The organism is Pseudonocardia benzenivorans CB1190 (assembly GCF_000196675.2).
Classification (GTDB): domain Bacteria; phylum Actinomycetota; class Actinomycetes; order Mycobacteriales; family Pseudonocardiaceae; genus Pseudonocardia; species Pseudonocardia benzenivorans.
In genome coordinates, this window is sequence record NC_015312.1 from 2,539,167 (window position 1) to 2,560,866 (window position 21,700).

Below are 21,700 nucleotides of genomic sequence, written 5' to 3' on the forward strand. Positions count from 1 at the left end.
AGGTGATCGACCGGTCCGCCGATCCGGACGACAGCGGCCCCGACGCCGGGCCCGACGCCGACGAGGGTGTCGAGCCGGACGACGAGCGCGACGCCGACGAGGGTGTCGAACCCGACGACGAGTCCGACGAGGGGTTCGGCGACGAGCTGGACGGGGACGACGGGGACCGTGACGCGGAGGCCGCCCCGGCCGCCCGCGGCGGGTCCCGTGGCCGGCGCGCCGAGGCGACCCGGGGCGGCCGTTCCACCCGCACCGCGGGCCGGACGACGTCGCGCAGGTCCGCGGCCGGCGGGCGGCGCAACGGGTCGTCGCACGACACGGCGACCGACGCCGGGCCGGAGGACGGGGCCTCGGAGAACGGGGGCTCGGAGAACGGGGGTTCGGAGAACGGGACCCCTGGCCGGAAGACCCCTGCCCGGAAGTCCCCTGCCCGGAAGACCTCGGGCCGGAGGAACCCCGACGACGGGATCTCCCCGGGCGCCGCGGCCCGGCGGGCCGCGGAGCACATCGTCGGCCTGACGGGCCGGGACCTGGAGAGCGTCGTGTCGATCGAGCGAGACGACGACGAGGGCGGGTGGCAGATCGGGGTCGAGGTCGTCGAGACCCGGCGGATCCCCGACTCCGCTGACATCCTGGCGCTGTTCGAGGTGCGTGTCGACGAGGACGGCGAGCTGGCCGGGTTCCGGCGCGTCGGCCGCTACAGCCGCGGCCGGCTGTACGAGAACGGAGGACGATGACCAGCGGAGGGCTTCCGATGCCCGGCGGCGCGTCCCGCCCGGCCGAGCGCCGCGTGGAGTCGACGAACCTGGCCGACATCCTTGAACGCGTTCTCGACAAGGGGATCGTGATCGCGGGCGACATCCGGGTGAACCTGCTCGACATCGAGCTGCTGACGATCAAGATCCGGTTGCTCGTCGCGTCGGTCGACAAGGCCCGCGAGATCGGGATCGACTGGTGGGAACACGACCCGACCCTCAGCTCGGGGCAGCGCGACCTGAACGAGGAGAACCGCCGGCTGCGGCAGCGGATCGGTGACCTCGAGGCCGCGCGTACCGCGGAGCTGGACGGGGCGCCGGAGCGGCCGCGCCGGTCTGCTGTGCGGCGCAGGGCAGAGGAGCAGGAGCAGGAGTCCGACGGGTGAGCCTGGTCTGGGTGTACGCCGTGCGCGACGGGGACGCCGACGACCCGCCCGCAGTGTCCGGTGTGGACGGTGAGCGGCCCCGCGTCGTCGCCGCCGGGACGCTCGGCGCGGTCGTCGGGACCGTCGCCGACGAGGGCTTCGACGAGGCCGGGCTCGCCGCCGCGATGGAGGATCTCGCCCGGCTGGAGGCGCTCGCGAGGGCGCACCACGCCGTCGTGGTCGAGGCGGGGAGCGCCGGGGCCGTCGCCCCGGTGCGGCTGGCGACGGTCTTCCGCGACGACGAGGCGGTCGTCGCGATGCTGCGTGAACGGGCCGACGAGTTCGAGGCCGCGCTCGACCGCGTGCGCGGGCGCCGCGAGTGGGGGGTGAAGGTCTACGCGGACACGCGGGCCGGCGGCGACGACAGCCCGGCGCCGGCGCCGGGCGACCGGCCGGGCACGGCATACCTGTTGCGGCGCAAGGCTGATCGCGACCGCGGTGCGGCCGGTCGGGAGCGCGCACGCGCCGTCGCGGAGTCGGTCGCCGACGCCGCCGGGACCCACGCGGTCGACGTCCGTCGGTTCGCGCTGCAGGACGCCCGGCTCTCGGGCCGGAACGAGGAGATGGTCCTCAACGCGACGTTCCTCGTCGACGAGACGCAGGAGGCGGAGTTCCGGGCCGCGGTCACGGGCGCGGGCGACGGTGCCACCGTGGAGCTGACCGGGCCGTGGCCGCCCTTCTCGTTCGCGACGGCGGACCCGCCGTGACGCTCGCGCATCCCGACGACGAGCTCAGCCTCGTCGACCTCCTCGACCGGCTGCTCGCCGGCGGGGTGGTGCTCACCGGGGAGGTCACCATCTCGCTCGCCGAGGTCGATCTCGTGCACGTGTCGCTGCGCGCGCTGATCAGCTCGGTGTCGACGCTCGCCGTCGGCCCCGACCCGGGGGAGGGCGACGGTGCCTGAGCTGCCGAGCCGCATCGACGCCCAGCCCGACACGGTCGGCCGCGACCTCGGTCGGCTGGTGCTGACCGTCGTCGAGCTCCTGCGCCAGCTCATGGAGCGGCAGGCGCTGCGCCGGGTCGACGCGGGGGACCTCCCGGACGAGAAGATCGAGGCGCTGGGGGTCGGCCTGATGCGGCTGGAGGAGGCGATGGTCGAGCTCCGGGAGCACTTCGGCCTCGAGCCCGGGGACCTGAACATCGACCTCGGCCCGCTCGGGAACCTGCTGGGTCCCGAGGCGGGACAAGGCCGGTGACGGCGCGGACGCCCGTCGCGTAGCGCCGCTGCCCGGACGGTCAGAGCGCCGGGTGGTCCGGAGTGCCCCCGCCGGAGTGCAGCCGGCCCAGCATCTCGGTGACGGCCTCGTCGCCCGCGTCGGTGAGCTGCTGGTCGACGAAGATGCCCGACGCCGTCTCGATCCGCTCGCGTTCGGTCCCCGGGTCGGCGATGACCGCCTCCGGTGTGACCGTCGGGTCCGCGAGCAGCTCGGCCACGGCGGCGCGGACGTCGTCGAGTGAGTGCTGTTCCTCGAACGCGATGTCGGACAGGCGACGGCCCATGGGGTGACCTCCGGGGTGCGAGCCGGCAGAACCGGACGTGGGCCCGCGACGACCGCGGGTGCAGGTCGGTGGTACCCACGCGGGTCCGCCGGGAACCGCGCCCGGCGTGTCCCGGTCGGCGGGTCAGGCGTCCTGGCCCTGCGGTGCCCCGGAGCTCGTCCCGGAGTCGGGTGGGCGGGTGTCGCGGTCGTCGCGGCGCCGGTCGGGCCGGCCGCCGCGGTCCGGGCCGGTTCCGCTGTCGGGGTAGCCGTCCTCGACGGTCACCGCATCGGGTTCGTCGCGGGGGTGCAGGTCACGGGAGCCGTGCGGGTGCGTGCCCATGACGGGTGGGTACCCCCGAAGGCCCCGGCGTACCGGCCGGCGCCGCCGGGTGGTTGTGCCCGGGTGGTTCTGGCCGGGTGGTTGTGATCGTGGCGGGCGGGGTACCGACCCCTGTTCCGCCGGGATCCACACGCGACCCCGGCCGTCGTCGTGCCGTCCGCAGGGGCGGCGGTGAGGAGACCGGCTCCGATGACCGTGTCGCTGCCCGGGGTCCGTCATCGGCTGCTCGGCTCCGCGCCGCCCGACCCGGGACCCGCCGCCACCGGGGACGCCGCGACGGACCTGGCCCGCGCCGCCGCCCGGGGCGAGACCGACCTCCCGGCCCCCGGTGCGGGCGCGACGGCGCAGCGCTGGGCCGCGCTCGCCCGGTGGGGCCGCACGGAGCTGTCGTTCGCGCGGCTGTGCGAGGGCCACACCGACGCCGTCGCGATCCTCGCCGAGGCCGGGCGCACACCGGTACCCGGGGCGACGTACGGCGTCTGGGCGGCGCGGTCGGGCGGCACCGGCGCGGTACTCGCGGGCGGGGCCGGAGCGTGGCGCCTGCGTGGCCGGGTGCGGTTCTGCTCGGGAGCACACGGGCTGGACCGGGCGCTCGTCGTCGCCGCGGCCCCCGACGGCAGCCGGATCGCCGACGTGCCGCTCGCCCGGCCCGGGGTGCGGCCGGTCGCGGGGACGTGGCAGACGGTCGGGATGGCGCGCAGCGACAGCGCCGACGTCGATCTCGACGACGTGCCGGTCGACGACGACGCGCTGGTCGGGGGGCCCGGCTGGTACACCGCGCGGCCCGGGTTCTGGCACGGCGGCGGCGGGGTGGCCGCGGTGTGGCTGGGCGGCGCCGCCGGGGTGCTCGACGACCTGCGCCTCGTCGTGACCGCCACGGACCCCGACCCGCACCGGCTCGCCCTGTTCGGGGAGCTGCACACCGGCGTCGCCGCGTGCGACGCGCTGCTGGTCGCGACCGCCGCGGCGATCGACGACGATCCCGCGGACGCGCACCGGGAGGCGGTGTGGACCGCACGGGCGGCAGTGGAGCTCGCGTGCCGCCGGGTCCTCGACGTGGCGCCCCGGCTGGCCGGGGTGGCGGCGTTGACCCGCGGGGGCCGGCTCGCGGGCCGGCTCGCCGACCTGGGTGTCTACGTGCGCCAGCACCACGGCGAGCGGGACCTCGCCGCGCTCGGGGCCGCCGTGCTGGACCCGGACGGTGCCCGGTGAGCGGCGGGCGGGCCGGCTCGACGTCGTCGGCGCCGCGGAGCACGCCACGACCGGTCACGGCGCCACGGGTCTGGGCCGACGCGCTCGCCCGGCACGATCTGCCGGCCATGCCCGTCGCCGGGACGGGACCACTCGTCGTCGTCGCCGCGCACCCCGACGACGAGACCCTCGGCACCGCCGGGTTCACGGCCGCGGCACACGGCGCGGGCGCCGAGGTCCGGGTCGTCGTCGCGACCGACGGGGAGGCGGCATTCCCCGGCCTCGACCGCGAGGAGCGGGCAGCACTCGGCCGGGCCCGGCGCCGCGAGCTGCGGGACGCGCTGACGTCGCTGGGGCTCGACGACGTCGACGTCACCTGGCTGGGGCTGCCGGACTCCGACCTGGCCGCCCACCACGGTGTCCTGGTCGACGCGCTGCGGCCGGTGCTCGCCGGGGCGACGACGTGCCTCGCGCCGTGGACCGAGGACCCGCACCCCGACCACGCCGCCGCCGGCACCGCCGCGGCGGCCGCCGCGCCCGTCACCACGCACTGCTGGTCGTACCCGATCTGGGCGTGCGTGTGGGGGAGCCCCGACGAGGTCGGCCCCCCGTGGCACCGCGCCGCCCGCCACGACCTGTCGCAGGCGCAGGCGCGGCGCAAACGCGAGGCGATCGCCCGGTTCGGCACGCAGGTCGCCACCGCGCCCGACGGCGGCCCCCCGATCCTGCCGCCGCAGGTGCTGGCGCACTTCGACACCGGCGTCGAGCTGTTCTGGCGGGCGCCGCGGCGCACCGGCGCTCCCGCCGCGCGCTTCGCCGACCTGTACGCGACCCCGGGCGGCGACCCGTGGGCGACCCGGACGAGCTGGTACGAGCGACGCAAACGCGCGGTCGCGCTGTCGTGCCTGCCGCGGCAGCACTACGACTCGGCCGCCGAGCCCGGCTGCGGGACCGGTGAGCTGACCCGCGAGCTGGCCGGCCGCTGCGGGGCCGTCGTCGCCTCCGACGTCGTGCCCGCCGCGGTCGCGGCGACGCGCGCCGCCACCGCCGGCCTCCCGCACGTCACCGTGCGCGCCGACGCGCTGCCCGGACCCGGGGCGATCCCCCTCGGCACCGACCTGGCCGTCATGTCCGAGGTGCTCTACTACCTGTCCGCCGCCGACCTTCACGCGACGCTGGACCTGCTGGCCGCGGCCGTCGTCCCGGGCGGCGACGTGCTCGTCGTGCACTGGCGCGGCTGGCCCGCCGAGGCACCACACGACGCCCGGGCGGTCCGGGCCCGCTTCGACGCCGACGAGCGGTTCGAGCTGCTGGTCGACCACGTCGACACGGAGTTCCTCGCGCACGTCCACCGCCGCCGGTGAGCCCGGCGGACGGCGCGCGCACCCCGCGCGACATCGCGGCGGTGGCCGTCGTCGTGCCCGCCCACGACGAGGAGGCCCTGATCGGGCCGTGCCTGGCCGCGCTCGCCACGGCCGCGTGTGCGGTGTCCTCCCAGGTCGCGGTCGTGGCGTCGGTGGTGCTGGACCGGTGCACCGACGGCACGGCCGCCGTCGTGCGCGACGCGGTCCGCCGCTGGTGGCCGCGATCGGCGGTCGCGACGCTCGGCAACGCCGTCCCGCGCACGATCGGTGAGCTGCGCACCCTCGGGCTCGACGACGCGCTGCGCCGCCTCGGGCTCGCCGACCTGGGCCGGGCCTGGCTGCTGTCGACCGACGCCGACACCCGCGTACCGCCCGACTGGATGCGCCGCCACCTGCGCCACGCCGCGGCCGGCGCGGACGCGGTCGCGGGGATGGCCGACCTCGACAGCCCGCACCGGCTGCCGCCGGAGGTGCTCTGCCGCTACACCGCGCTCGTCGACGCGGGTACGGCCGCCGACGCCCACACGCACGTCTACGCCGCGAACCTCGGCGTGCGCGCCGACGCGTTCCGCGAGGCGGGCGGCTTCCCCGCCGTCGCGGCGGGGGAGGAGCATGCGCTGCTGGCGCGGCTCCGTGCCGCGGGCAGGCGCATCGTCACCCCGGTGGACCTGCGGGTCCGGACCAGCGCGCGGACCCGGGGCCGCGCCGTCGGCGGACTGGCGGACCTGTTGGGCTCGCTGGGCGCGCCGACGCCCGCACCCGGGCCCGGTCCGGGGGAGCGGCCGCGGACCGGCGCGCTCCGGTGACGCCGCGGCGTCCGGCACCGGGGACGACATACACGTCCGGGCGGGCGCCGCACGCGCGGCGCCCGCCCGGGGACGGTGACGAACGGTCGATCAGGCCTGCTTCGCGGCCTCCCGCTCGGTGGCGGCCGACTCGCTGCTCAGCCGGCCGTCGGACGACTCGAGGTGGGCCCGCACGAACCACTGGTACTGCTCGAGCTCGCTCGCCTGCGAGATCAACAGGTCCTGGGTGACCAGGTCGAGCTTGTCGGTCGTCTCGATCGCGGAGCGGTGGTCGCCGATCACCCCGGTGTAGACGAGGTCGAGCGCGCCGAGGTGGGCGATCGCGTCGTCGCGACCGATCGAGTAGTCGTCCCAGGTCCTGTTGCGCACCAGCGCACCGGGCGTCCCGACCGGCGAACCGCCGAGTGTCGCGATCCGCTCGGCGACGTCGTCGACCATGGCGCGGACGCCGTCGACCTGCGGGTCGAGCATCGTGTGGACCGCGATGAAGTGCGGGCCGGTGACGTTCCAGTGCACGTGCTTGAGGGTCAGCGCGAGGTCGTTGAGAGCGTCGAGACGCCCCTGCAGGAGCGTGATCACGTCGCCTGCGGCATCGGGGTCCAGGCCAGGGACGGTGTAGTGGACGCGGTCGGGCATCGTGTTCCTCTCCGAGTGGTCTGCGGGTGACGTGCGTGCGGGTGTCCGGTCGGTCCGCGACGTGGTCCGGCACCCGGTACCGGAGGCCGGTCCGCGCGCCGACCCGGACGTGCACAGGGCGTGCCCGCTGTGCCGGGAACGAAACGTCCTCGTCGGCGCGCGCCCCGGACGGTTCGGCGGGCGGACGGTCGGGTAGAGGGACGGCCATGGACCTGCTGACAGGACTCGTCGCCGGCGCCGTGGCGTCGTGGGGGACGCGATGAGACACCCTCTGTCAACCTCAGGCCGCCGAGGGAGGCTGGTGGGCTTGCTGCCGGTTGCGAATGTGAATGGTCTCGTCGTAGCGGATGCGTTTGACCAGGCAGTGCCACAAGATTTCCAGCCATCGGTTCGCCAAAGCGCGCAGGGCCGAGTGATGGCTCTTCCCGGCGGCGATTTTCCCGTCGTAGAACTCCCGCGCCCATGCGCTGCGGGAGAGGCTGCAAAAGGCCCACTGATGCACGGCTGCGCCCAGGTAGTGGTTGTGCGCCAGACGACGGGCGACGACGAACTCGCTCCGGCCGGAGCGGCGGGTGACCGGGGCGGTTCCGCCGTAGCATTGCAGCCCGTTCGGTGTGGCGAACTGGGTGATGTCGTCTCCGATTTCTCCGGCTATCCGGGCGGCGAGCCGGTCCCCGAGTCCGGGGAAACTCAGGTAGATGTCACCGCCCGGGACCGCTTTTCCCGGATCGGGTTCCTTCGCCTGTGTTGCGTGGCCGCGGCGGGCCGTTCCGAGCAGCAGTTCGGCCATGCGGCGTTCCCAGGCCCGTCGTTGGTCGCGGATGGCCAGCAGCTGGGTCGCGGTCAGCGCGATCGTGCCGGTTTTCGCGCGCGCCAGGTAGTCTTTCACCGGCAGCCGGTCGGCGGCGAGGGCGTCGGCGACGCGGGCGGCGAACCGGTCGGGCCAGCCGTGGCTGGCGGCGCGGGCGAACGCGGCGATGTCGTGCGGGTCGGCCGCAGCGAGCTCGTCGTGGCCGGGCCAGCGGCTCAGCAGCTTGAGCATGACCGGCGAACCGAGGTTGCCGCCGGCGATGGCCAGCGCGGCAGGGAAGGTTGCCAGCAGGTCCGCGCGCAGCCGGTTGAGCAGCCGGCGCTCGTCGCGGGCGGCGCGTTCGTCGTCCCGGGCGATCGTGCGCAATTCTCCCGCCAGCTCGCCGTGCGGGATCAGTTTCCGCAATTCCAGAAACTGGTCCAATGCCAGCAGGCAGCAGATCCTGGCGTCTTCGGCGTCGTCTTTCTTTTTAGCCGGCCCGCGGCGGCGGGCCACCACGTCCGGATTGACCGGAAGAACAGTGAAACCGGCGTCGGCCAGCGTTTCCACCAACAGGCCGTGTCGGGTTTCCAGCACGACCCGCACGTCGGCCGGGTCGGTTTCCAGCTCCAGGCAACGGGCCACAAGCCGGTTGACTCCCGCTGCGGTGTGGTCGATACGGAATTGTTCGATCACCCCTTCTCCGGGGCGACCCAAGGCCACGTCGTGAAACGATTCCGCCCAGTCGATGCCTGCTCCAAGCAAATGCTCCGACTCCCTTCGCGTCCAGCAACGAAAAAACTGGAACCGGAGGCCGCGCGTCGTGCTGATAAACCAGTCCTCATCGGGACAACACCCTCCAAGACGACAAGCCTCCGGCTACAACCCCCGAGGACGCTGTCTCATTTCAGTCCTCGCAGGACAAGCACCAGAAGCGTTCCCCGGAGGTCCCAGCCATGAAAGAAGGTACCGCTATCAGCACCCGGGGGAACCCCGATCGGGCGAACACGGCCGCGGCACACACGGCTCCCGACGGCGCGGGCGCGACGGTCGAGCCGACCGGACCGGGCCCGCTGCCCGCGCCCGGGTTCCGGGACCGCGCCGAGCAGCCGCCCACCGCGCAGACCCCCGGCCGGACCCCCGCGCAGCCGCCCAGGGCGGCGACCGTAGCCCGGGCGGTGCTGATCGGGCTCGCGACGGGCGCGCGCAGCACGGCGGGCGCCACCGCGCTCGTGGTGACGTCGAGCCGGGCGGACCCGGCGCCGTTCGGCCGGCTCGCCGGCCTCCCGGTCCGGATCGCGGCCTGCGCCGCGACCGCGGCCGAGGTCGTCCTCGACACGCTCCCGGTCGCGCCGCCCCGGACCGCACCGGCCGGGCTGGTGCCGCGGGTGCTGCTCGCCCCGCTCGTGGCGGTCGGCGCCGACGTGCGTGACGGTGCGCGCCCCGACGGCCCGACGGTCCTCCTCGACGCGCTCACCGCCGCCGCGGCCGCGACGGTCGCGGCCTTCGCCGGGGTCCGGCTACGCGCGTTCCTCGCCCGCCGGCTGGGTGCGGACCTGCCCGGGGCACTCGCCGAGGACGCGCTGGTCGGGCTGCTGGTCCGGGCCGAGACCAGGCGCGCGCCGGGTCTGCGGGTCGCCGCCTGACGTCGGACGGCGACCCGCTCCCGCGCCCCGGCGCGGTCGGCCTGGTGCCGCGTCCCGGTGCCGTCCTTCCGGAGTCCGCAGCTCAGAGGTCCGCCAGGCCCCTCAGGGCGCGGCGGGCGGCTCCGACCGCCGCGGGAGCGCCGGTCGGCCCGGACCAGGGATCCGTGCGCCGGGCGAGCCTGCGCCGGACGGAGCGGACGTCGTGACCGTCGGGGTCGATGCGACCGAGCTCGTCGAAGGCGAGCGGAACGGCGACCGGGGCACCGGGGACCGCCCGCGGGATCGGTCCATCCACCGACCACCAGTTCCTACGCGCGGACGCACGTGAACTTCAGCCAGTCGTCGGAACACATAGGGGAACACCGCGATGTCGGTGGCCCGGGCGCGGTCGGGATCGGTCGGCCCGAGCCGGCCTGGAGCCGGGAGAAGCTGGTCTGCGGGACGATCTCGCCGTCGGCCACCGACGGCCGGCCCGCGCCGAGCACATCGACCAGCTCCGGAGAGCTGCGTGAGATGTTCTTCTCGTGAAGTCCTTGGCGCGCAGTCCTTGGCGGTGTCGATGCTGACCTGGTGGAAGGTCGGCTCGAGCCGTCCGCCGCCGATGACATGGACGATCTCCCGCTGCCCGGAGGTGGCGGCGTCCTCGGTACGCCAGGGTTGAGCGCCACCGGGCGGCCGGCGATGTCGGGCCGTCGAGCCGCTGTCTCCGACGCCCACACCCTTCCGCTGGAACAGCCGGCCACGGTCCATGGTGGCGGGACGACGTCGTAGTACTGAACCGCGTCGGGTCGTGTGCTCGGGGCCCTGGCCGTCGGCGAGCGGACAGACCCGCATGGGGCCGGGTGCTCCTGGCGGCTGGAAGAACTCGACGTCCCGCGCGGTGTCCAGCGCTGCGACGCTCGGCAGTTGCCCGATGGGGTCGCGATGGACCGGCTATCCACCCGCGCCGGATCGGCCCCGGTGTTCTAGCGTGAGCTGGCGGGCGTGGAAGTCGAAATGCTGTGTGGGAAACCGGTACACGTCCGCCAAGGTCATGTAGTCCTGGAAGAACGGGTCCCACTGGGTCGGGTAGTGCATCCCGCGGGCAAGATCGGCGTCGGTCTCCCGGTCGAGACGGCGATCCAGCGCTGCGACCACCCAGTCGAACAGTGCCACCATCCACCCGAGCGGCACCACCGTGCCTGCTAGGCGCGCACCGGCGTAGTTCACCCAGTCGAACGGCACTGTGACCGCGTTCAGCAGCTCGGCGAAGCCGCGGCTCACCCAGGCAGGCAGCCGGTCGACCACGCGGACCAGGCCCAGCAGCACCCGGACCACCAGATAGCCCAGCAGCATGTGGAACAGCAGCTGCCGGTTGTTCCAGCGCGTCCCGTTTGAGGGCCCACGCAGCTCGGCCACGTCGGCACCGTCGAGGAACCGACGGAACTCCGCGCGAGCCCGCCCCATCTCCTCGTGCACGGCCTGCTCGTCCATCCCGTCAGTCTCTGCCCTACCGAGGTCGGGCGTCCCAGGAACAATGGCTCACGCGTAGTCGGATGTGTCGGCCACGTCGGGCTGGTGGCGGCTGAGCGGGAGTGTCAGAGGAACGGTGTAACTGGCCGGGGTGGCGGCTAGTTTCCGTTGCTGGGGACGATACGGCCGGCGAAGGTGATCGCGAAGGCGTTCAGGGCCGGCTTCCAGCGCATCGCCCAGCGGGTTCGGCCCTTCCCGGTGGGGTCGAGTGAGCGGGTGACCAGGTAGAGGCACTTCAGCGCGGCCTGCTCGGTCGGGAAGTGCCCCCGGGCCTTGATCGCCCGCCGGTAGCGGGCGTTGAGCGACTCGATCGCATTCGTGGAGCAGATGACCTTGCGGATCTCCACGTCGTAGTCCAGGAACGGCACGAACTCCGACCACGCCGCCCGCCACAGCGCGATGATCGCCGGATACTGCCCGCCCCAGGTCTCGGCGAACTCGGCGAACCGGGCCTGGGCCGCGGCCTCGGTCGGGGCGGTGTAGACCGGGCGCAGGTCCTTGGCCAGCTGCTCCCAGTAGCGCCGGGAGGCGTAGCGGAAGGTGTTGCGGATCAGGTGCAACACACACGTCTGCACCACCGCCTGCGGCCAGGCGGTGGTGATCGCCTCGGGCAGGCCCTTCAGGCCGTCGCAGACGGCGATGCACACATCGCCGACCCCGCGGTTTTTGATCTCGGTCAGAACCTGCAGCCAGAACTTCGCGCCCTCCCCACCGGTGCCGCCCTCGCCGGCCCAGATCCCGAGGATGTCGCGCTGCCCGTCCACGGTCACCCCGATGACCACGTAGAAGGGCCGGTTGGTGACCTGCCCGTCGCGGACTTTGACGTAGAGAGCGTCGATGAACAGCACCGGATAGACGGCGTCGAGCGGGCGGTTCTGCCACTCGCCCAGCTCGTCGAGGACCTTGTCGGTGATCCTCGAGATGGTGTCCTTGGAGACCTTGGCCCCGTAGACCTCGGCGAAGTGCGCGGCCACCTCCCCGGTGGTCAGGCCGCGGGCGGTCAGCGACAGCACGATCTCGTCGATCCCGTCCAGGCGGCGTTGGCGCTTGCGCACGATCTGAGGCTCGAAGCTGGCGTCGCGGTCGCGCGGCACCTCGATCTCGACCGGGCCGATCTCGGTGAGCACGGTCTTGGTGCGGGTGCCGTTGCGGGAGTTCCCGCCGTCGCGCCCGGCCGGGTCGTGGCGGTCATAGCCCAGGTGCTCGCTGAGCTCAGCTTCCAGGGCGGTCTCGAGCACTGTTTTGGTCAGCCCGGTGAGCAGCCCGTCCGGGCCGACGAGCTCCACCCCGTCGGCCTTGGCGGCCTCCACCAACTGCTGAGCGAACTGCTGGTGATCAATCCGAGCCCGCGGCATGGGCTCGATCGTGTCGGTCATTGGTGGTCCTTCCCCCGGGACACGCCCGGAGCTACAGACCAGTTACACCGAAGATCGGACACTCCCGGCTGAGCAGGCTGTGGGGTCAAGGCCGGCAGCGACGGGGCTGGCGTCGGTCACGACTGGGCGGGGTGGGCGGTGAGTTCGGTGATCAGCTCGCGGACGCGGCGGTCGATCTCGTCGCGGATGGGCCGGATTTCGGCGGCGGTCTTGCCGGCGGGGTCGGTGAGGTCCCAGTCGAGGTAGCGTTTGCCGGGGTAGACGGGGCAGGCGTCGCCGCATCCCATGGTGATGACGACGTCGGCGGCGCGGACCACGTCGTCGGTGAGGGGCTTGGGGAACTCCTGGGACAGGTCGAGCCCGATCTCGTTCATGACCTCGCCGACGGCCGGGTTGATGGTGTCGGCGGGGGCGGAGCCGGCGGAGCGGACGTTGACCGTGCCGTGGGCGTGGTGGTGTAGCAGGGCGGCGGCCATCTGGGAGCGGCCGGCGTTGTGCACGCAGACGAACAGGACTTCGGGGACGGTCTTCATGATGGCTCCTTGGGCCTGCGCGAGGGCGGTGAGCCGGTCGGCGGCGAACCGGCCGGTGAGCGAGACGAGGTGGGCGCGCACTTTCGCGGTACGCCGCAGCGCTGTGTTGGACTCGAACACGTAGCGGTGGATGGTCCCGGCGGAGAAGACCCCGATGTAGCGGCTGGTCAGTTCGTCGGCGAGCCGTTCGAGAACTGCGGTGTCCGAGAGCAGCGCGGGCGGCTCACCGGCGGCGTTGCGGTGGGTGGGGGGCGAAGACATCGGTGTGGCCGTGGCGCGCTTCCTGGGGTGTTCAGGGCTCTCGCGTGGGCGTGGTCGGGGTGGCGCGGTTGTTCCAGCGGCGGCGGGCGGCGAGGGAGACATAGACCAGGGCGACGAGGACGGGGACCTCGATCAGTGGGCCGACCGCACCGGCCAGCGCCTGGCCGGAGGTGACCCCGAAGGTCGCGATGGCCACGGCGATGGCGAGTTCGAAGTTGTTGCCCGCCGCGGTGAACGCCAGTGTGGCGGAGCGTTCGTAGCCCAGGCCCACGGTCCTCGCGAGCGCGAGGGAGCCGAACCACATGATCGCGAAGTAGGCCAGCAGCGGGAGCGCGATACGGGCGACGTCGAGGGGCCGGGAGGTGATGGCGTCGCCTTGCAGGGCGAACAGGATGACGATGGTGAACAGCAGGCCGTAGAGCGCGAACGGCCCGATGCGGGGGACGAGTTCCTCCTCGTACCAGGTGCGGCCCTTGGCCTTCTCTCCGAACCGGCGGGTGAGGTAGCCGGCGACCAGCGGGATCCCGAGGAAGATCAGCACGGACTTGGCGATCTGCCAGGCCGAGACGTCGAGGTCGGTCTGCGGCAGACCGAGCCAGCCGGGCAGGACCGACAGGTAGAACCAGCCGAGTCCGGCGAAGGCGATGACCTGGAAGATCGAGTTGATCGCGACGAGCACGGCGGCGGCTTCGCGGTCACCGCAGGCGAGGTCGTTCCAGATGATGACCATGGCGATGCAGCGGGCGAGCCCGACGATGATCAGTCCGGTGCGGTACTCGGGCAGGTCGGGCAGCAGCAGCCAGGCCAGGGCGAACATCAGCGCCGGCCCGATGATCCAGTTCAGGACCAGCGAGCTGATCAGCAGTCGACGGTCCCCGGTGACGGTGCGGACCCGGTCGTAGCGGACCTTCGTCAGGACCGGGTACATCATGATCAGCAGTCCGAGAGCGATGGGCAGGGAGATGCCGTCGACGGCGATGGTGTTCAGTGCCGGGCCCAGGCCCGGGATGGTGCGACCGGCGAGCAGGCCGAGGGCCATCGCGGCGAGGATCCAGACCGGCAGGAACCGGTCCAGCGTCGACAGCCGCTTCGCGACCGGTGCTTCGGCCGGGTCGGTGCCGGCGTCCGGGTCGGCGCCGGGGGCGGTGGGACGGGCGCTGTCGGGCGTGGTGCTCATGCGGGCAGGTCACTTTCCTCGCCGGTGCACGTACTGGTCAGGGGCGCGCCGAGGGGGACCAGCACGGTGGCGAGCCGGCCGATGACCTCGGGGCGGACGCGGTAGTAGATCCAGGTGCCACGGCGCTGGCTGCTCACCAGGCCGGCGGTGCGCAGCACCTTGAGGTGGTGGCTGATCGTGGGCCCGGTCAGTGCGAACGCGCCGCTGATATCGCACACGCAGGCCTCTCCGCCCTCGTGGGCAGCGATCAGTGAGAGCAGGCGTAGCCGGACCGGGTCGCCCAGAGCCTTGAACGCGGCCGCCAACGAGGTGGCCTCGTCCGCATCGAGGGCTGGAGCGGTGGCCGGGAGCGGCTCCAGCAGGGGGAGCAATTTCGACACCGGTCTATCTTCACCAGCATCGAATCAGTGAGGCAAGTGAACAGAACATGAACTTCGACGCTTGTCTGAATCAGCTCTTCCCAGGGTGTTCCCAGGACCGCTGTGTCCCTCGTTGGCCCGTCGGCGCCCCCGTCAGCCGCCCGTCATCGCCCCCGTCATCGGCCCCGTCATCGCGCTGGTGGTGATCCATCCCGACTCGGATCGGCGGCGGTTTCGGGCAGGTGTGTGAACGAACCGTCGGGGTCGTGGGGCACGGTGGTGGGCTTGTCGTGGTGGGGAACGGTGCCGGAGGCCAGGACCGCGGCCAGGGCGGCAATCGCGGCGAGCAGGACGAAGACGCCGGGGTAGCCGCCGAGGGCGACGGCGATCGCGGCGCCTGCCCACGGGGCGAGCGCGGTCGCGATCATCGAGGGGGCCGAGAGCAGCCCGTTGAGCCGACCGTAGTGCGCCGCGCCCCAGCGGTCGCTGACCGCGGTGGCCTGCAGGAGGGTGAACACCCCGCGCGCGGCTCCGGCCAGCATCGCCGCGGCGATGAGCAGGACCTCCGGGCCGGGTAGCAGCCCGAGCAGCAGGGTTGCCGCGGCGGACAGCGCGAGGATCACCACGGCACGCATCCGCACCGACAGCGCGGTGGTGAGCCGGCCGTAGCCGAGCCGGCCCAGGACCTGACCGAGCCCGCCCAGCCCGAGCGCCCAGGCGGCGTCGGAGGTCGACAGGCCGCGCTCGATGAGCAGCGGGACCTGGTTGACCACGACCGCGAACGCGGCGAAGGTGCCCAGCGCGATCGCCGGGACCAGAAGCAGGAACGCCCGGCTGCGGACCACCTCACGGGGGGCCTGCTCGGTGGCAACCCCGCTGTGGCGGTGTTTGGCGTGGTCGGGCCAGCGACCCCGCAGCCCGAACAGGTGCGCGGGGATCGTGATCACGGCGAGGATGCCGGCGAGGGCGAGATAGGTGTGGCGCCAGCCCAGCTGCCCCAGCAGGGCCGCGGCGGTGGGCGCGAAGATCGTGCTGGCCAGCCCGGCCAGCAAGGTCAGCGCGGTCAACGCCCGCACCCGCTGCGGCCCCCACCAGCGGGTCAGGGCGGCGAACGCGGGCGGGTAGAGGGTGCCGGCCATCGCCACCCCGGCCAGCACCCAGGCCGCGAAGAACGACGGCAGGTTCGGCGCCAGCGCGATCCCGACCACCGCGGGCACACCCAGGACCGAGCCGACGGTCATGACCGGGCGCGGCCCGACCCGGTCCAACCAGCGCCCGGCCGGGATCCCCGCCAGCGCCGAGACCACCAGCCCGGTGGAGAACCCGGCAGTGATCATCGAGACCGACCAGCCGGTGTCGGCGGCGATGGACGGGGCCAGGACCGGGAAGGCGTAGTAGAGCACTCCCCAACTGACGATCTCGGTCACGCAGAGCACGACCAGGACGCGGCGCAGCCCGCCGACGTCAAGCGTGCCGGCGGGCTGGGCGTCCATCTCTGCAGGCTGCACCACGAGCCGCTCAGCTGCCCTGTCGGGTGCTCAGTCGGTGGGAGGGGTCCCGAGGCTCAGCGAGACCGGGACCGGTGAGCCGCAGCACCCGCCCGCGGCCGCCCCCTCGGGTTCGTCGAACAGGCCGGCGCCCCCGCACACCCCCGTCTCGGGCAGTACCAGCTCGACCCGTCGCGCAGCGTCCTCGTCCCCGGCGATCGCCGCGACCACCGAGCGGACCTGCTCGTAGCCGGTCATCGCCAGGAACGTCGGGGCACGGCCATAGGACTTCATCCCGACCAGGAACACCCCGGGCTCGGGCTGGGCCAACTCGCCCGCACCGTGCGGGTAGACCATCCCGCACGAATGCACGTTCGGGTCGATCAGCGGGGCCAGCCCGCGCGGCGCCTGCAGCACCGGATCCAGGTCCAGTCGCACCTCCGACAGCCACGACAGGTCCGGCCGGAACCCGGTCACCGCGACCACCTGACCGACCGGGTCCAGGCGGCGGCCGTCATCGCCGACGAGCGCCAGGCCGTCATCCACGCGCTCGACCGCGGCGGTGCGAAACCCGGTCACCGTCGTGATGTGACCCGCCTCGACCGCCTCGGCCGCCCGCCGACCCAGCGCCCCACGCGCGGGCAACTCGTCGGCGGCGCCACCACCGAACGCGTTCCCGACCTGCCTGCGCCGCAGCAACCAGTCGACGTGGGTGCCGGGATGCTCAGCGGCCAGCTCGGCGAACGCGACCAGCGCCGTCAACGCCGAGTGCCCGCTGCCTGCCACCGCGACCCGCTGCCCCGCATACCGCGCCCGCACGCCCGGGTCGTTCAAGTCCGGCACCTGGTACACGATGCGGTCGGCGGCCGCCGCCTCGCCCGGCGCAGGCAGCCCGTCTCCACCCAGTGGGTTGGGACCGGTCCAGGTCCCGGACGCGTCGATCACCGCCCGCGCGGTCACCAGTTCCTCCACGCCACCACCGGCACCGTTCTCGGAGCCCCCGTGGCTACGCACGTGCACCGTCAGCGGCTCGCTCGCGCGTCCCGCATCCACGACGAGGTCACGACCCCGGCGGGCGACTCCGACCACGCGGGCTCCGAACCGGACACGCTCCCCGAGAACCTCGGCCACCGGCTGCAGATACCGCTGCGCCCACTCCCGACCCGTCGGATAGGCATCCGCCGGCGGAGCGACCCATCCCGTGGGCGCCAACAGCTTCTCCGCAGCCGGGTCCACGAGCTCGCCCCATCGCGAGAACAGCCGCACGTGATGCCACTGCCGCACGCTGGTCCCGGCTTCCGACCCGGCCTCGAACACCAGCACCGGCAGGTCCCGCTCCACCAGCCGCGCCGCCGCAGCCAGCCCCACCGGTCCCGCGCCGACCACTGCGACCGGCAGCTCCGTCTCGTCCACGACAACCTCCATCGACGCTCATCGATTAATGCCGCCGGACTGTATCGACCGTCATCGATTGACGCAACCATCGACGGACGTCGATAATGCACGCATGAAGCTTGCCGCAGGCGCTCGGACCGAGCTGTCGATCAGCGACGTCTCGACGGTCTCTCCGGGACAGCTGGAAGCAGCGGACGCGAAGGTCTACGCCGAGTGGTTCGCCTGCCTGGCCGACCCCACCAGGGTCCGACTCCTGCACGCCGTCGCCGCCGGAGGGCGGCAGATCCCTGTCGGCGAGCTCGCCGAGCAGCTCGGCATCAGCCAGTCCACCTGCTCCCATCATGTCCGCAAGCTGGCCGACGTCGGGTTCCTGACCGTGCGCCGTGACGGCACCACGTCTTTGGTGGCGGTCAACCCCGCGTGCTGCACAGGGTTGCCACATGCCGCCGACGCCGTGATGGGGCTGCTCGCGCCGCGGCCGTGCTGTCCCGACGACCTGCCCACCGACGTCACCGTCCGCGCGCTCGCCCCCACGGACTGGGCAGACGTGCGCCGCATCTACGCCGAAGGCATCGCCACGGGCGACGCCACGTTCGAGACCGACGTTCCCGAACGCCGTGAGCTGGACCGTCGCTGGCTGCCCGAGCATCGCTGGGTCGCCGAGATCGACGGCAAGGTCGTGGGCTGGACCGCGCTCGCCGCCGCCTCGTCCCGGCCCGTCTACGCAGGCGTCGCCGAATCCTCGATCTACGTCGGCGACGGCCATCGCGGCCGCGGTGTCGGCAAAGCCCTCATCCACCAACAGGTCTGCGCCGCCGACGACGCCGGCCTCTGGACCCTGCAGACCGCGATCTTCCCCGAGAACCGAGCCTCGATCGCCCTGCACCACTCCGCGGGCTACCGCACTCTCGGCATCCGGGATCGCATCGGCCAACACCACGGCCGCTGGCGCGACACCATCGTTCTCGAACGACGAGCTGCCTGACGTGTCGTGGCAGGTCGGCTGTCATTCGCCAGGGGTCTGGCGGCTCAGATGTCGGGCCAACCCTGACTGGTGTCCCGTTTGCGACGCAGCTGAACGCGCGGCAGCGGAGCCCGGTCGAGCACCTCGTCGAGCTTGCGCTCGAAGAGCCAGTCCGGGTCGCAGAAGTGGTCCGCGGTCAGCGTCGGCGGCATGGGTGCGACGAACGCGGCGCGGGCCGGCCGCAGCAGGTCGCGCTCGGCGGCGGTGAGCATGTCGAGCGGGGACGACCGGGCACCGGACATCCCCGGCAGTACCCCCGGTGGCGGGCGCCCAACCGAGCCGACAGGTGTCGGCGCGGCGCTGCGGGGTAGCCCTCGGGGACGACCGGGCGGCCGCGGGCGACGGCACCGCGCCGCCCTGCGCGCTCCCGTCCCGCCGTCCCCGAGGAGGTACCATGTTCGACCGGATCCGAGCACTGTTCGGCAAGCCCCGCACCGCCGAGGACGACGTCCGTCCGGACGCCGACGTCGCCAGGACCCGCGAGGCGGGCGGTCGCGACACCGAGCGCGGCGACAGCGGCTCGACCACCGGCGTCGGCCGGTCCGAGGAGTTCGTCGGCCGCGCCGCGGGCCAGGACGAGGGCTTCGCGGGCGAGACCGGTGCCGAGATCCGTCGCGAGGGCTCGGCGTGAGCTCGTACGACGCCGTCGTGCTCGACGTCGACGGGACCCTCGTCGACTCCAACTACCAGCACGCCCTGGCCTGGTACCGGGCGTTCCGCCGCCACGACCTGACGCTGCCGGTGTGGCGCCTGCACCGGGCCATCGGCATGGGTGGCGACCAGCTCGTCGCCGCCGTCGCGGGTGACGAGGTCGAGCGCGCACACGGCGACGCACTGCGCGCGGCGTGGGCCGAGGAGTTCGCGCCGATGCTCGGCGAGGTCGCGGCGTTCGACGGGGTGCGCGAGCTCGTGTGCGGCATCCGCGACCGCGGTCCCACGGTCGTGCTCGCCAGCTCGGGCAAGCCCGAGCACGTCGACGTCTACCTCGACCTGTTCGACGGCCGCGAGCTCGCGAGCGCGTGGACGACCAGCGAGGACGTCGAGCGCACCAAGCCGGAGCCCGACCTGATCGGCGTCGCGCTCGAGCGGGCGCAGGCGACGACGTCGCTGGTCGTCGGGGACTCGGTGTGGGACATGGAGGCCGCCGCCCGTGCCGGGCAGGCGTGCGTCGCCGTGCGCACCGGCGGGTTCTCGGCCGGCGAGCTGCGCGACGCGGGCGCGGGCGCGGTCTACGACTCGGTGCGCGACCTCGCCGACGACCTCGACGCGCTCGTCGGGCCGGTGCGCGTCGCCGGCTGACCCTCGTCCCGGGCGTTCAGCCGGGCCCGCTGCGGCACGACGGTGTACGCCGGGTCGCGGGCCGTCGCCATCCCCGCCTCGAAGACGCCGTAGCGCGTGGCCACCGACCCGGCGTTGAGCAGCAGCGCCGCGGCACCGTCGAGCAGCGCCCGGGACCGGCCGCGGGTCAGCGCCCCGGCCGCGGCGGCGAGGCCACCGGCGGCCGTGGCGGCCCGGGCGACGCGCAGCGCGGCACCGGCCCGGCCGGTGCGGTAGGCCCTGGCGGACAGGCGGTCCCGTCGTTCGACGACGGCCGAGGCGGCGAGCTCCAGCGCGGCGCCGGCCACGGCGACCCGGCGGGCCGGTCCGCCGTCGCGGGCGAGCAGCCCGACCCCGCCCCCGGCCGCCATCGCGCTGCCGGCGAAGACGAACGGCAGCTCGCGGTGCGCCTCGTGCCACCCGGGCACCGCGGTGTCGGCGATCAGGACGGCGGTGTAGGTCGTCAGCGCGGGCCCGAGCAGGCCGGCGGCGGCACCGGCGAGGCGGCCGGGTCCGGCCGCGATCCCGGTGACCTCGCTCGCCGCGGCCGCCCCGGCGAGCGCGCCGAAGGGCGCGAGGATCCAGGACCCGACCGACAGCGGCGACGTCGGCTTGAGGACCCGCAGCATGTGCAGGAACCGCTCCGGCCGGCCCAGGTCGTGGACGAGGAACCCGACGCTCGCCGTCGCGCCCGCGGCGGCGGCGACCCGTCCGGTGCGCCGCAGCTCCGGGCGGCCCGTCGCGTCGGCCAGCGCGGCCAACGACGCGGACACGCCCGCGAGACCGCCCAGATAGAGGTAGGCCGGGACGTCGGGCACCTTCCACACCGGCGCCTTGAGGATCGGCCGCCCGTAGTACGACGAGAACTCCGCCTCCGGGACCATCAGCCGCTCGCGCTTCGGGCTCACCGCGTCTCCTCCCTCGGTCGTGAGCGGCGATGGTCGCTGGAGCGACCCTTGCCGCTCACCGGGACGTCCTCCCCACGAAGGCGGCTGCCACCGCGCCCGCCACCGCGAGGGCGGCCGCGGCGGCGTGCCGCCACATCGACGGGAGGTCCCGCGTCGTGACGACGGGGTCCGGTGGCAGGCCGTAGACCTCGGGCTCGTCGAGCAGCAGGAAGAACGCCCCGGCACCACCGACGCCGTCGCCCGCGTCGTGGCCGTAGAGCCGGGCGTCGTCGACGCCCCGGTCGTGGAGGGCGGCGAGGCGCTCGTCGGCCTCGGCGCGCAGCTCGTCGAGCGGCCCGAAGCGGATCGACTCGGTCGGGCACGCGGTCGCGCACGCGGGCTGCAGGCCCACGCCGAGGCGGTCCTGGCACATCGTGCACTTGAACGCGCGGCCGTCGCCGGGCCGCTGGTCGATCACCCCGTACGGGCAGGCCGGGATGCAGTAGCCGCAGCCGTTGCAGATGTCCTCCTGCACCAGGACCGTGCCGTGCTCGGTGCGGATCAGCGATCCGGTCGGGCACACGTCGAGGCAGGCGGCGTGCGTGCAGTGCTTGCAGACGTCCGACGACATCAGCCACCGGACCTCGGTGGCGTCGCCGCCGTCGCCGGCCAGGCCCGGCATCCCGAGGTCGACCGTTCGTTCCACGAACGCCACGTGCCGGTACGTGCTCGCGCCCAGCTGCCCGGTGTTGTCGTAGCTCATCCCGGTCAGGACGTCGTCCTCGGCCGGGAGCGCGTTCCACTCCTTGCACGCGACCTCGCAGGCCTTGCAGCCGATGCAGACCGAGGTGTCGGTGAAGAACCCGACGCGTTCGGGACGGTCGGCGTAACCGGCGTCGCCGGACGGGTCGGCCAGCGGGCCCGAGAGCCTGCCCATG

At 73.8% G+C, this 21,700-nt stretch carries 28 protein-coding genes; 13 read left to right on the forward strand and 15 right to left on the reverse strand.

From position 1 onward, the window contains the following. The first annotated feature begins 2 nt into the window (after positions 1-2). The 5 genes from PSED_RS12080 to PSED_RS12100 are packed head-to-tail and all read left to right on the forward strand — an operon-like array spanning position 3 to position 2,376. Positions 3-737 carry a gas vesicle protein GvpO gene (locus PSED_RS12080; RefSeq protein ID WP_233899394.1) on the forward strand — a complete coding sequence of 245 codons (735 nt, stop codon included), beginning with the start codon at positions 3-5 and terminating at the stop codon, positions 735-737. After that, positions 734-1,141: a gas vesicle protein gene (locus PSED_RS12085; protein WP_041759565.1), complete on the forward strand. Its 408-nt coding sequence runs from the start codon at positions 734-736 to the stop codon at positions 1,139-1,141. Before PSED_RS12080 ends, PSED_RS12085 begins: the two co-directional genes overlap by 4 nt. Further along, a complete protein-coding gene (locus tag PSED_RS12090) occupies positions 1,138-1,887 on the forward strand; it encodes a GvpL/GvpF family gas vesicle protein (RefSeq protein WP_013674523.1) in 750 nt (249 codons plus the stop codon). Before PSED_RS12085 ends, PSED_RS12090 begins: the two co-directional genes overlap by 4 nt. Continuing rightward, the gene (locus PSED_RS12095; RefSeq protein ID WP_013674524.1) at positions 1,884-2,084 is read left to right on the forward strand and encodes a gas vesicle protein; all 201 of its coding nucleotides are present in this window, start codon (positions 1,884-1,886) and stop codon (positions 2,082-2,084) included. Before PSED_RS12090 ends, PSED_RS12095 begins: the two co-directional genes overlap by 4 nt. Beyond that, positions 2,077-2,376 carry a gas vesicle protein K gene (locus PSED_RS12100; RefSeq protein ID WP_013674525.1) on the forward strand — a complete coding sequence of 100 codons (300 nt, stop codon included), beginning with the start codon at positions 2,077-2,079 and terminating at the stop codon, positions 2,374-2,376. Before PSED_RS12095 ends, PSED_RS12100 begins: the two co-directional genes overlap by 8 nt. A gap of 40 nt (positions 2,377-2,416) precedes the next feature. Here the strand turns inward: PSED_RS12100 and PSED_RS12105 are convergent, their stop codons facing one another. Together PSED_RS12105 and PSED_RS12110 are read right to left on the reverse strand one after the other, a co-directional pair. Next, complete coding sequence (locus PSED_RS12105; protein ID WP_013674526.1) at positions 2,417-2,680, reverse strand: hypothetical protein; 264 nt, start codon at positions 2,678-2,680, stop codon at positions 2,417-2,419. Between the two features lie 123 nt (positions 2,681-2,803). Continuing rightward, complete coding sequence (locus tag PSED_RS12110; protein ID WP_013674527.1) at positions 2,804-3,001, reverse strand: hypothetical protein; 198 nt, start codon at positions 2,999-3,001, stop codon at positions 2,804-2,806. Between the two features lie 189 nt (positions 3,002-3,190). Here PSED_RS12110 and PSED_RS12115 point away from each other — a divergent pair, with 189 nt between their 5' ends. The 3 genes from PSED_RS12115 to PSED_RS12125 are packed head-to-tail and all read left to right on the forward strand — an operon-like array spanning position 3,191 to position 6,362. Further along, on the forward strand, positions 3,191-4,213 hold the full coding sequence (locus PSED_RS12115; protein WP_013674528.1) for an acyl-CoA dehydrogenase-like protein: 1,023 nt from the start codon (positions 3,191-3,193) through the stop codon (positions 4,211-4,213). Then, positions 4,210-5,556 carry a PIG-L family deacetylase gene (locus PSED_RS12120; RefSeq protein WP_143770453.1) on the forward strand — a complete coding sequence of 449 codons (1,347 nt, stop codon included), beginning with the start codon at positions 4,210-4,212 and terminating at the stop codon, positions 5,554-5,556. Before PSED_RS12115 ends, PSED_RS12120 begins: the two co-directional genes overlap by 4 nt. Continuing rightward, positions 5,553-6,362, forward strand: coding sequence for a glycosyltransferase family 2 protein (locus tag PSED_RS12125; RefSeq protein WP_013674530.1), 810 nt, complete (start codon positions 5,553-5,555; stop codon positions 6,360-6,362). Before PSED_RS12120 ends, PSED_RS12125 begins: the two co-directional genes overlap by 4 nt. Positions 6,363-6,452: 90 nt before the next feature. On the opposite strand, the gene PSED_RS12130 is transcribed toward PSED_RS12125, so the two are convergent. Continuing rightward, complete coding sequence (locus tag PSED_RS12130; RefSeq protein ID WP_013674531.1) at positions 6,453-6,998, reverse strand: Dps family protein; 546 nt, start codon at positions 6,996-6,998, stop codon at positions 6,453-6,455. A 280-nt stretch (positions 6,999-7,278) separates the two neighbouring features. Beyond that, positions 7,279-8,553 carry an IS110 family transposase gene (locus tag PSED_RS12135; protein WP_037367968.1) on the reverse strand — a complete coding sequence of 425 codons (1,275 nt, stop codon included), beginning with the start codon at positions 8,551-8,553 and terminating at the stop codon, positions 7,279-7,281. A 191-nt stretch (positions 8,554-8,744) separates the two neighbouring features. Between PSED_RS12135 and PSED_RS12140 the strand changes: the two genes are divergently transcribed. Next, the gene (locus tag PSED_RS12140) at positions 8,745-9,434 is read left to right on the forward strand and encodes a hypothetical protein (RefSeq protein WP_013674532.1); all 690 of its coding nucleotides are present in this window, start codon (positions 8,745-8,747) and stop codon (positions 9,432-9,434) included. 82 nt (positions 9,435-9,516) lie between these two features. Here the strand turns inward: PSED_RS12140 and ligD are convergent, their stop codons facing one another. Further along, a complete protein-coding gene (gene ligD, locus PSED_RS12145) occupies positions 9,517-9,729 on the reverse strand; it encodes a non-homologous end-joining DNA ligase LigD (protein ID WP_013674533.1) in 213 nt (70 codons plus the stop codon). A 29-nt stretch (positions 9,730-9,758) separates the two neighbouring features. On the opposite strand from ligD, the gene PSED_RS12150 reads away from it, so the two are divergent. Continuing rightward, entirely contained in the window at positions 9,759-9,962 is a 204-nt protein-coding gene (locus PSED_RS12150; protein WP_041759570.1) for a hypothetical protein, read from the forward strand. Positions 9,963-10,367: 405 nt separating this feature from the next. On the opposite strand, the gene PSED_RS12155 is transcribed toward PSED_RS12150, so the two are convergent. The 7 genes from PSED_RS12155 to PSED_RS12185 form a co-directional block, all read right to left on the reverse strand. Continuing rightward, positions 10,368-10,907, reverse strand: a complete 540-nt coding sequence (locus tag PSED_RS12155) for a DinB family protein (RefSeq protein WP_013674534.1) — start codon at positions 10,905-10,907, stop codon at positions 10,368-10,370. A 137-nt stretch (positions 10,908-11,044) separates the two neighbouring features. Beyond that, entirely contained in the window at positions 11,045-12,322 is a 1,278-nt protein-coding gene (locus PSED_RS12160) for an IS256 family transposase (RefSeq protein WP_013672244.1), read from the reverse strand. Positions 12,323-12,438: 116 nt separating this feature from the next. Continuing rightward, a complete protein-coding gene (locus PSED_RS12165; protein WP_013674535.1) occupies positions 12,439-13,116 on the reverse strand; it encodes an arsenate reductase ArsC in 678 nt (225 codons plus the stop codon). A 31-nt stretch (positions 13,117-13,147) separates the two neighbouring features. Continuing rightward, on the reverse strand, positions 13,148-14,293 hold the full coding sequence (gene arsB / locus PSED_RS12170) for an ACR3 family arsenite efflux transporter (RefSeq protein WP_013674536.1): 1,146 nt from the start codon (positions 14,291-14,293) through the stop codon (positions 13,148-13,150). After that, the gene (locus PSED_RS12175) at positions 14,290-14,673 is read right to left on the reverse strand and encodes an ArsR/SmtB family transcription factor (RefSeq protein ID WP_013674537.1); all 384 of its coding nucleotides are present in this window, start codon (positions 14,671-14,673) and stop codon (positions 14,290-14,292) included. The genes arsB and PSED_RS12175 overlap by 4 nt, the downstream gene beginning before the upstream one ends. Positions 14,674-14,840: 167 nt before the next feature. Then, complete coding sequence (locus PSED_RS12180) at positions 14,841-16,145, reverse strand: MFS transporter (RefSeq protein ID WP_049803382.1); 1,305 nt, start codon at positions 16,143-16,145, stop codon at positions 14,841-14,843. A 45-nt stretch (positions 16,146-16,190) separates the two neighbouring features. Next, positions 16,191-17,552 carry an FAD-dependent oxidoreductase gene (locus PSED_RS12185; RefSeq protein WP_013674539.1) on the reverse strand — a complete coding sequence of 454 codons (1,362 nt, stop codon included), beginning with the start codon at positions 17,550-17,552 and terminating at the stop codon, positions 16,191-16,193. 94 nt (positions 17,553-17,646) lie between these two features. On the opposite strand from PSED_RS12185, the gene PSED_RS12190 reads away from it, so the two are divergent. After that, on the forward strand, positions 17,647-18,519 hold the full coding sequence (locus PSED_RS12190; protein WP_013674540.1) for a helix-turn-helix domain-containing GNAT family N-acetyltransferase: 873 nt from the start codon (positions 17,647-17,649) through the stop codon (positions 18,517-18,519). Positions 18,520-18,563: 44 nt separating this feature from the next. Here the strand turns inward: PSED_RS12190 and PSED_RS12195 are convergent, their stop codons facing one another. Further along, entirely contained in the window at positions 18,564-18,800 is a 237-nt protein-coding gene (locus PSED_RS12195) for a hypothetical protein (protein ID WP_013674541.1), read from the reverse strand. Positions 18,801-18,952: 152 nt separating this feature from the next. On the opposite strand from PSED_RS12195, the gene PSED_RS12200 reads away from it, so the two are divergent. Beyond that, on the forward strand, positions 18,953-19,189 hold the full coding sequence (locus PSED_RS12200; protein WP_013674542.1) for a hypothetical protein: 237 nt from the start codon (positions 18,953-18,955) through the stop codon (positions 19,187-19,189). Then, positions 19,186-19,857, forward strand: coding sequence for an HAD family hydrolase (locus tag PSED_RS12205; RefSeq protein ID WP_013674543.1), 672 nt, complete (start codon positions 19,186-19,188; stop codon positions 19,855-19,857). The genes PSED_RS12200 and PSED_RS12205 overlap by 4 nt, the downstream gene beginning before the upstream one ends. Here the strand turns inward: PSED_RS12205 and nrfD are convergent. Both nrfD and PSED_RS12215 read right to left on the reverse strand, forming a co-directional pair. Continuing rightward, complete coding sequence (nrfD, locus tag PSED_RS12210; protein WP_013674544.1) at positions 19,788-20,783, reverse strand: NrfD/PsrC family molybdoenzyme membrane anchor subunit; 996 nt, start codon at positions 20,781-20,783, stop codon at positions 19,788-19,790. The genes PSED_RS12205 and nrfD overlap by 70 nt on opposite strands. A 55-nt stretch (positions 20,784-20,838) precedes the next feature. Further along, positions 20,839-21,699, reverse strand: a complete 861-nt coding sequence (locus PSED_RS12215; protein WP_013674545.1) for a 4Fe-4S dicluster domain-containing protein — start codon at positions 21,697-21,699, stop codon at positions 20,839-20,841. Position 21,700 lies beyond the last annotated feature (1 nt).

Excerpts from the sequence above, each read along its gene's own strand:
- PSED_RS12085 (WP_041759565.1), top strand. The coding sequence starts at position 734 with ATGACCAGCGGAGGGCTTCCGATGCCCGGCGGCGCGTCCCGCCCGGCC.
- PSED_RS12105 (WP_013674526.1), bottom strand. The coding sequence starts at position 2,680 with ATGGGCCGTCGCCTGTCCGACATCGCGTTCGAGGAACAGCACTCACTC.
- PSED_RS12110 (WP_013674527.1), bottom strand. The coding sequence starts at position 3,001 with ATGGGCACGCACCCGCACGGCTCCCGTGACCTGCACCCCCGCGACGAA.
- PSED_RS12115 (WP_013674528.1), top strand. The coding sequence starts at position 3,191 with ATGACCGTGTCGCTGCCCGGGGTCCGTCATCGGCTGCTCGGCTCCGCG.
- PSED_RS12130 (WP_013674531.1), bottom strand. The coding sequence starts at position 6,998 with ATGCCCGACCGCGTCCACTACACCGTCCCTGGCCTGGACCCCGATGCC.
- PSED_RS12140 (WP_013674532.1), top strand. The coding sequence starts at position 8,745 with ATGAAAGAAGGTACCGCTATCAGCACCCGGGGGAACCCCGATCGGGCG.
- PSED_RS12155 (WP_013674534.1), bottom strand. The coding sequence starts at position 10,907 with ATGGACGAGCAGGCCGTGCACGAGGAGATGGGGCGGGCTCGCGCGGAG.
- PSED_RS12160 (WP_013672244.1), bottom strand. The coding sequence starts at position 12,322 with ATGACCGACACGATCGAGCCCATGCCGCGGGCTCGGATTGATCACCAG.
- PSED_RS12165 (WP_013674535.1), bottom strand. The coding sequence starts at position 13,116 with ATGTCTTCGCCCCCCACCCACCGCAACGCCGCCGGTGAGCCGCCCGCG.
- arsB (WP_013674536.1), bottom strand. The coding sequence starts at position 14,293 with ATGAGCACCACGCCCGACAGCGCCCGTCCCACCGCCCCCGGCGCCGAC.
- PSED_RS12180 (WP_049803382.1), bottom strand. The coding sequence starts at position 16,145 with ATGGACGCCCAGCCCGCCGGCACGCTTGACGTCGGCGGGCTGCGCCGC.
- PSED_RS12190 (WP_013674540.1), top strand. The coding sequence starts at position 17,647 with ATGAAGCTTGCCGCAGGCGCTCGGACCGAGCTGTCGATCAGCGACGTC.
- PSED_RS12195 (WP_013674541.1), bottom strand. The coding sequence starts at position 18,800 with ATGTCCGGTGCCCGGTCGTCCCCGCTCGACATGCTCACCGCCGCCGAG.
- PSED_RS12200 (WP_013674542.1), top strand. The coding sequence starts at position 18,953 with ATGTTCGACCGGATCCGAGCACTGTTCGGCAAGCCCCGCACCGCCGAG.
- PSED_RS12215 (WP_013674545.1), bottom strand. The coding sequence starts at position 21,699 with ATGGGCAGGCTCTCGGGCCCGCTGGCCGACCCGTCCGGCGACGCCGGT.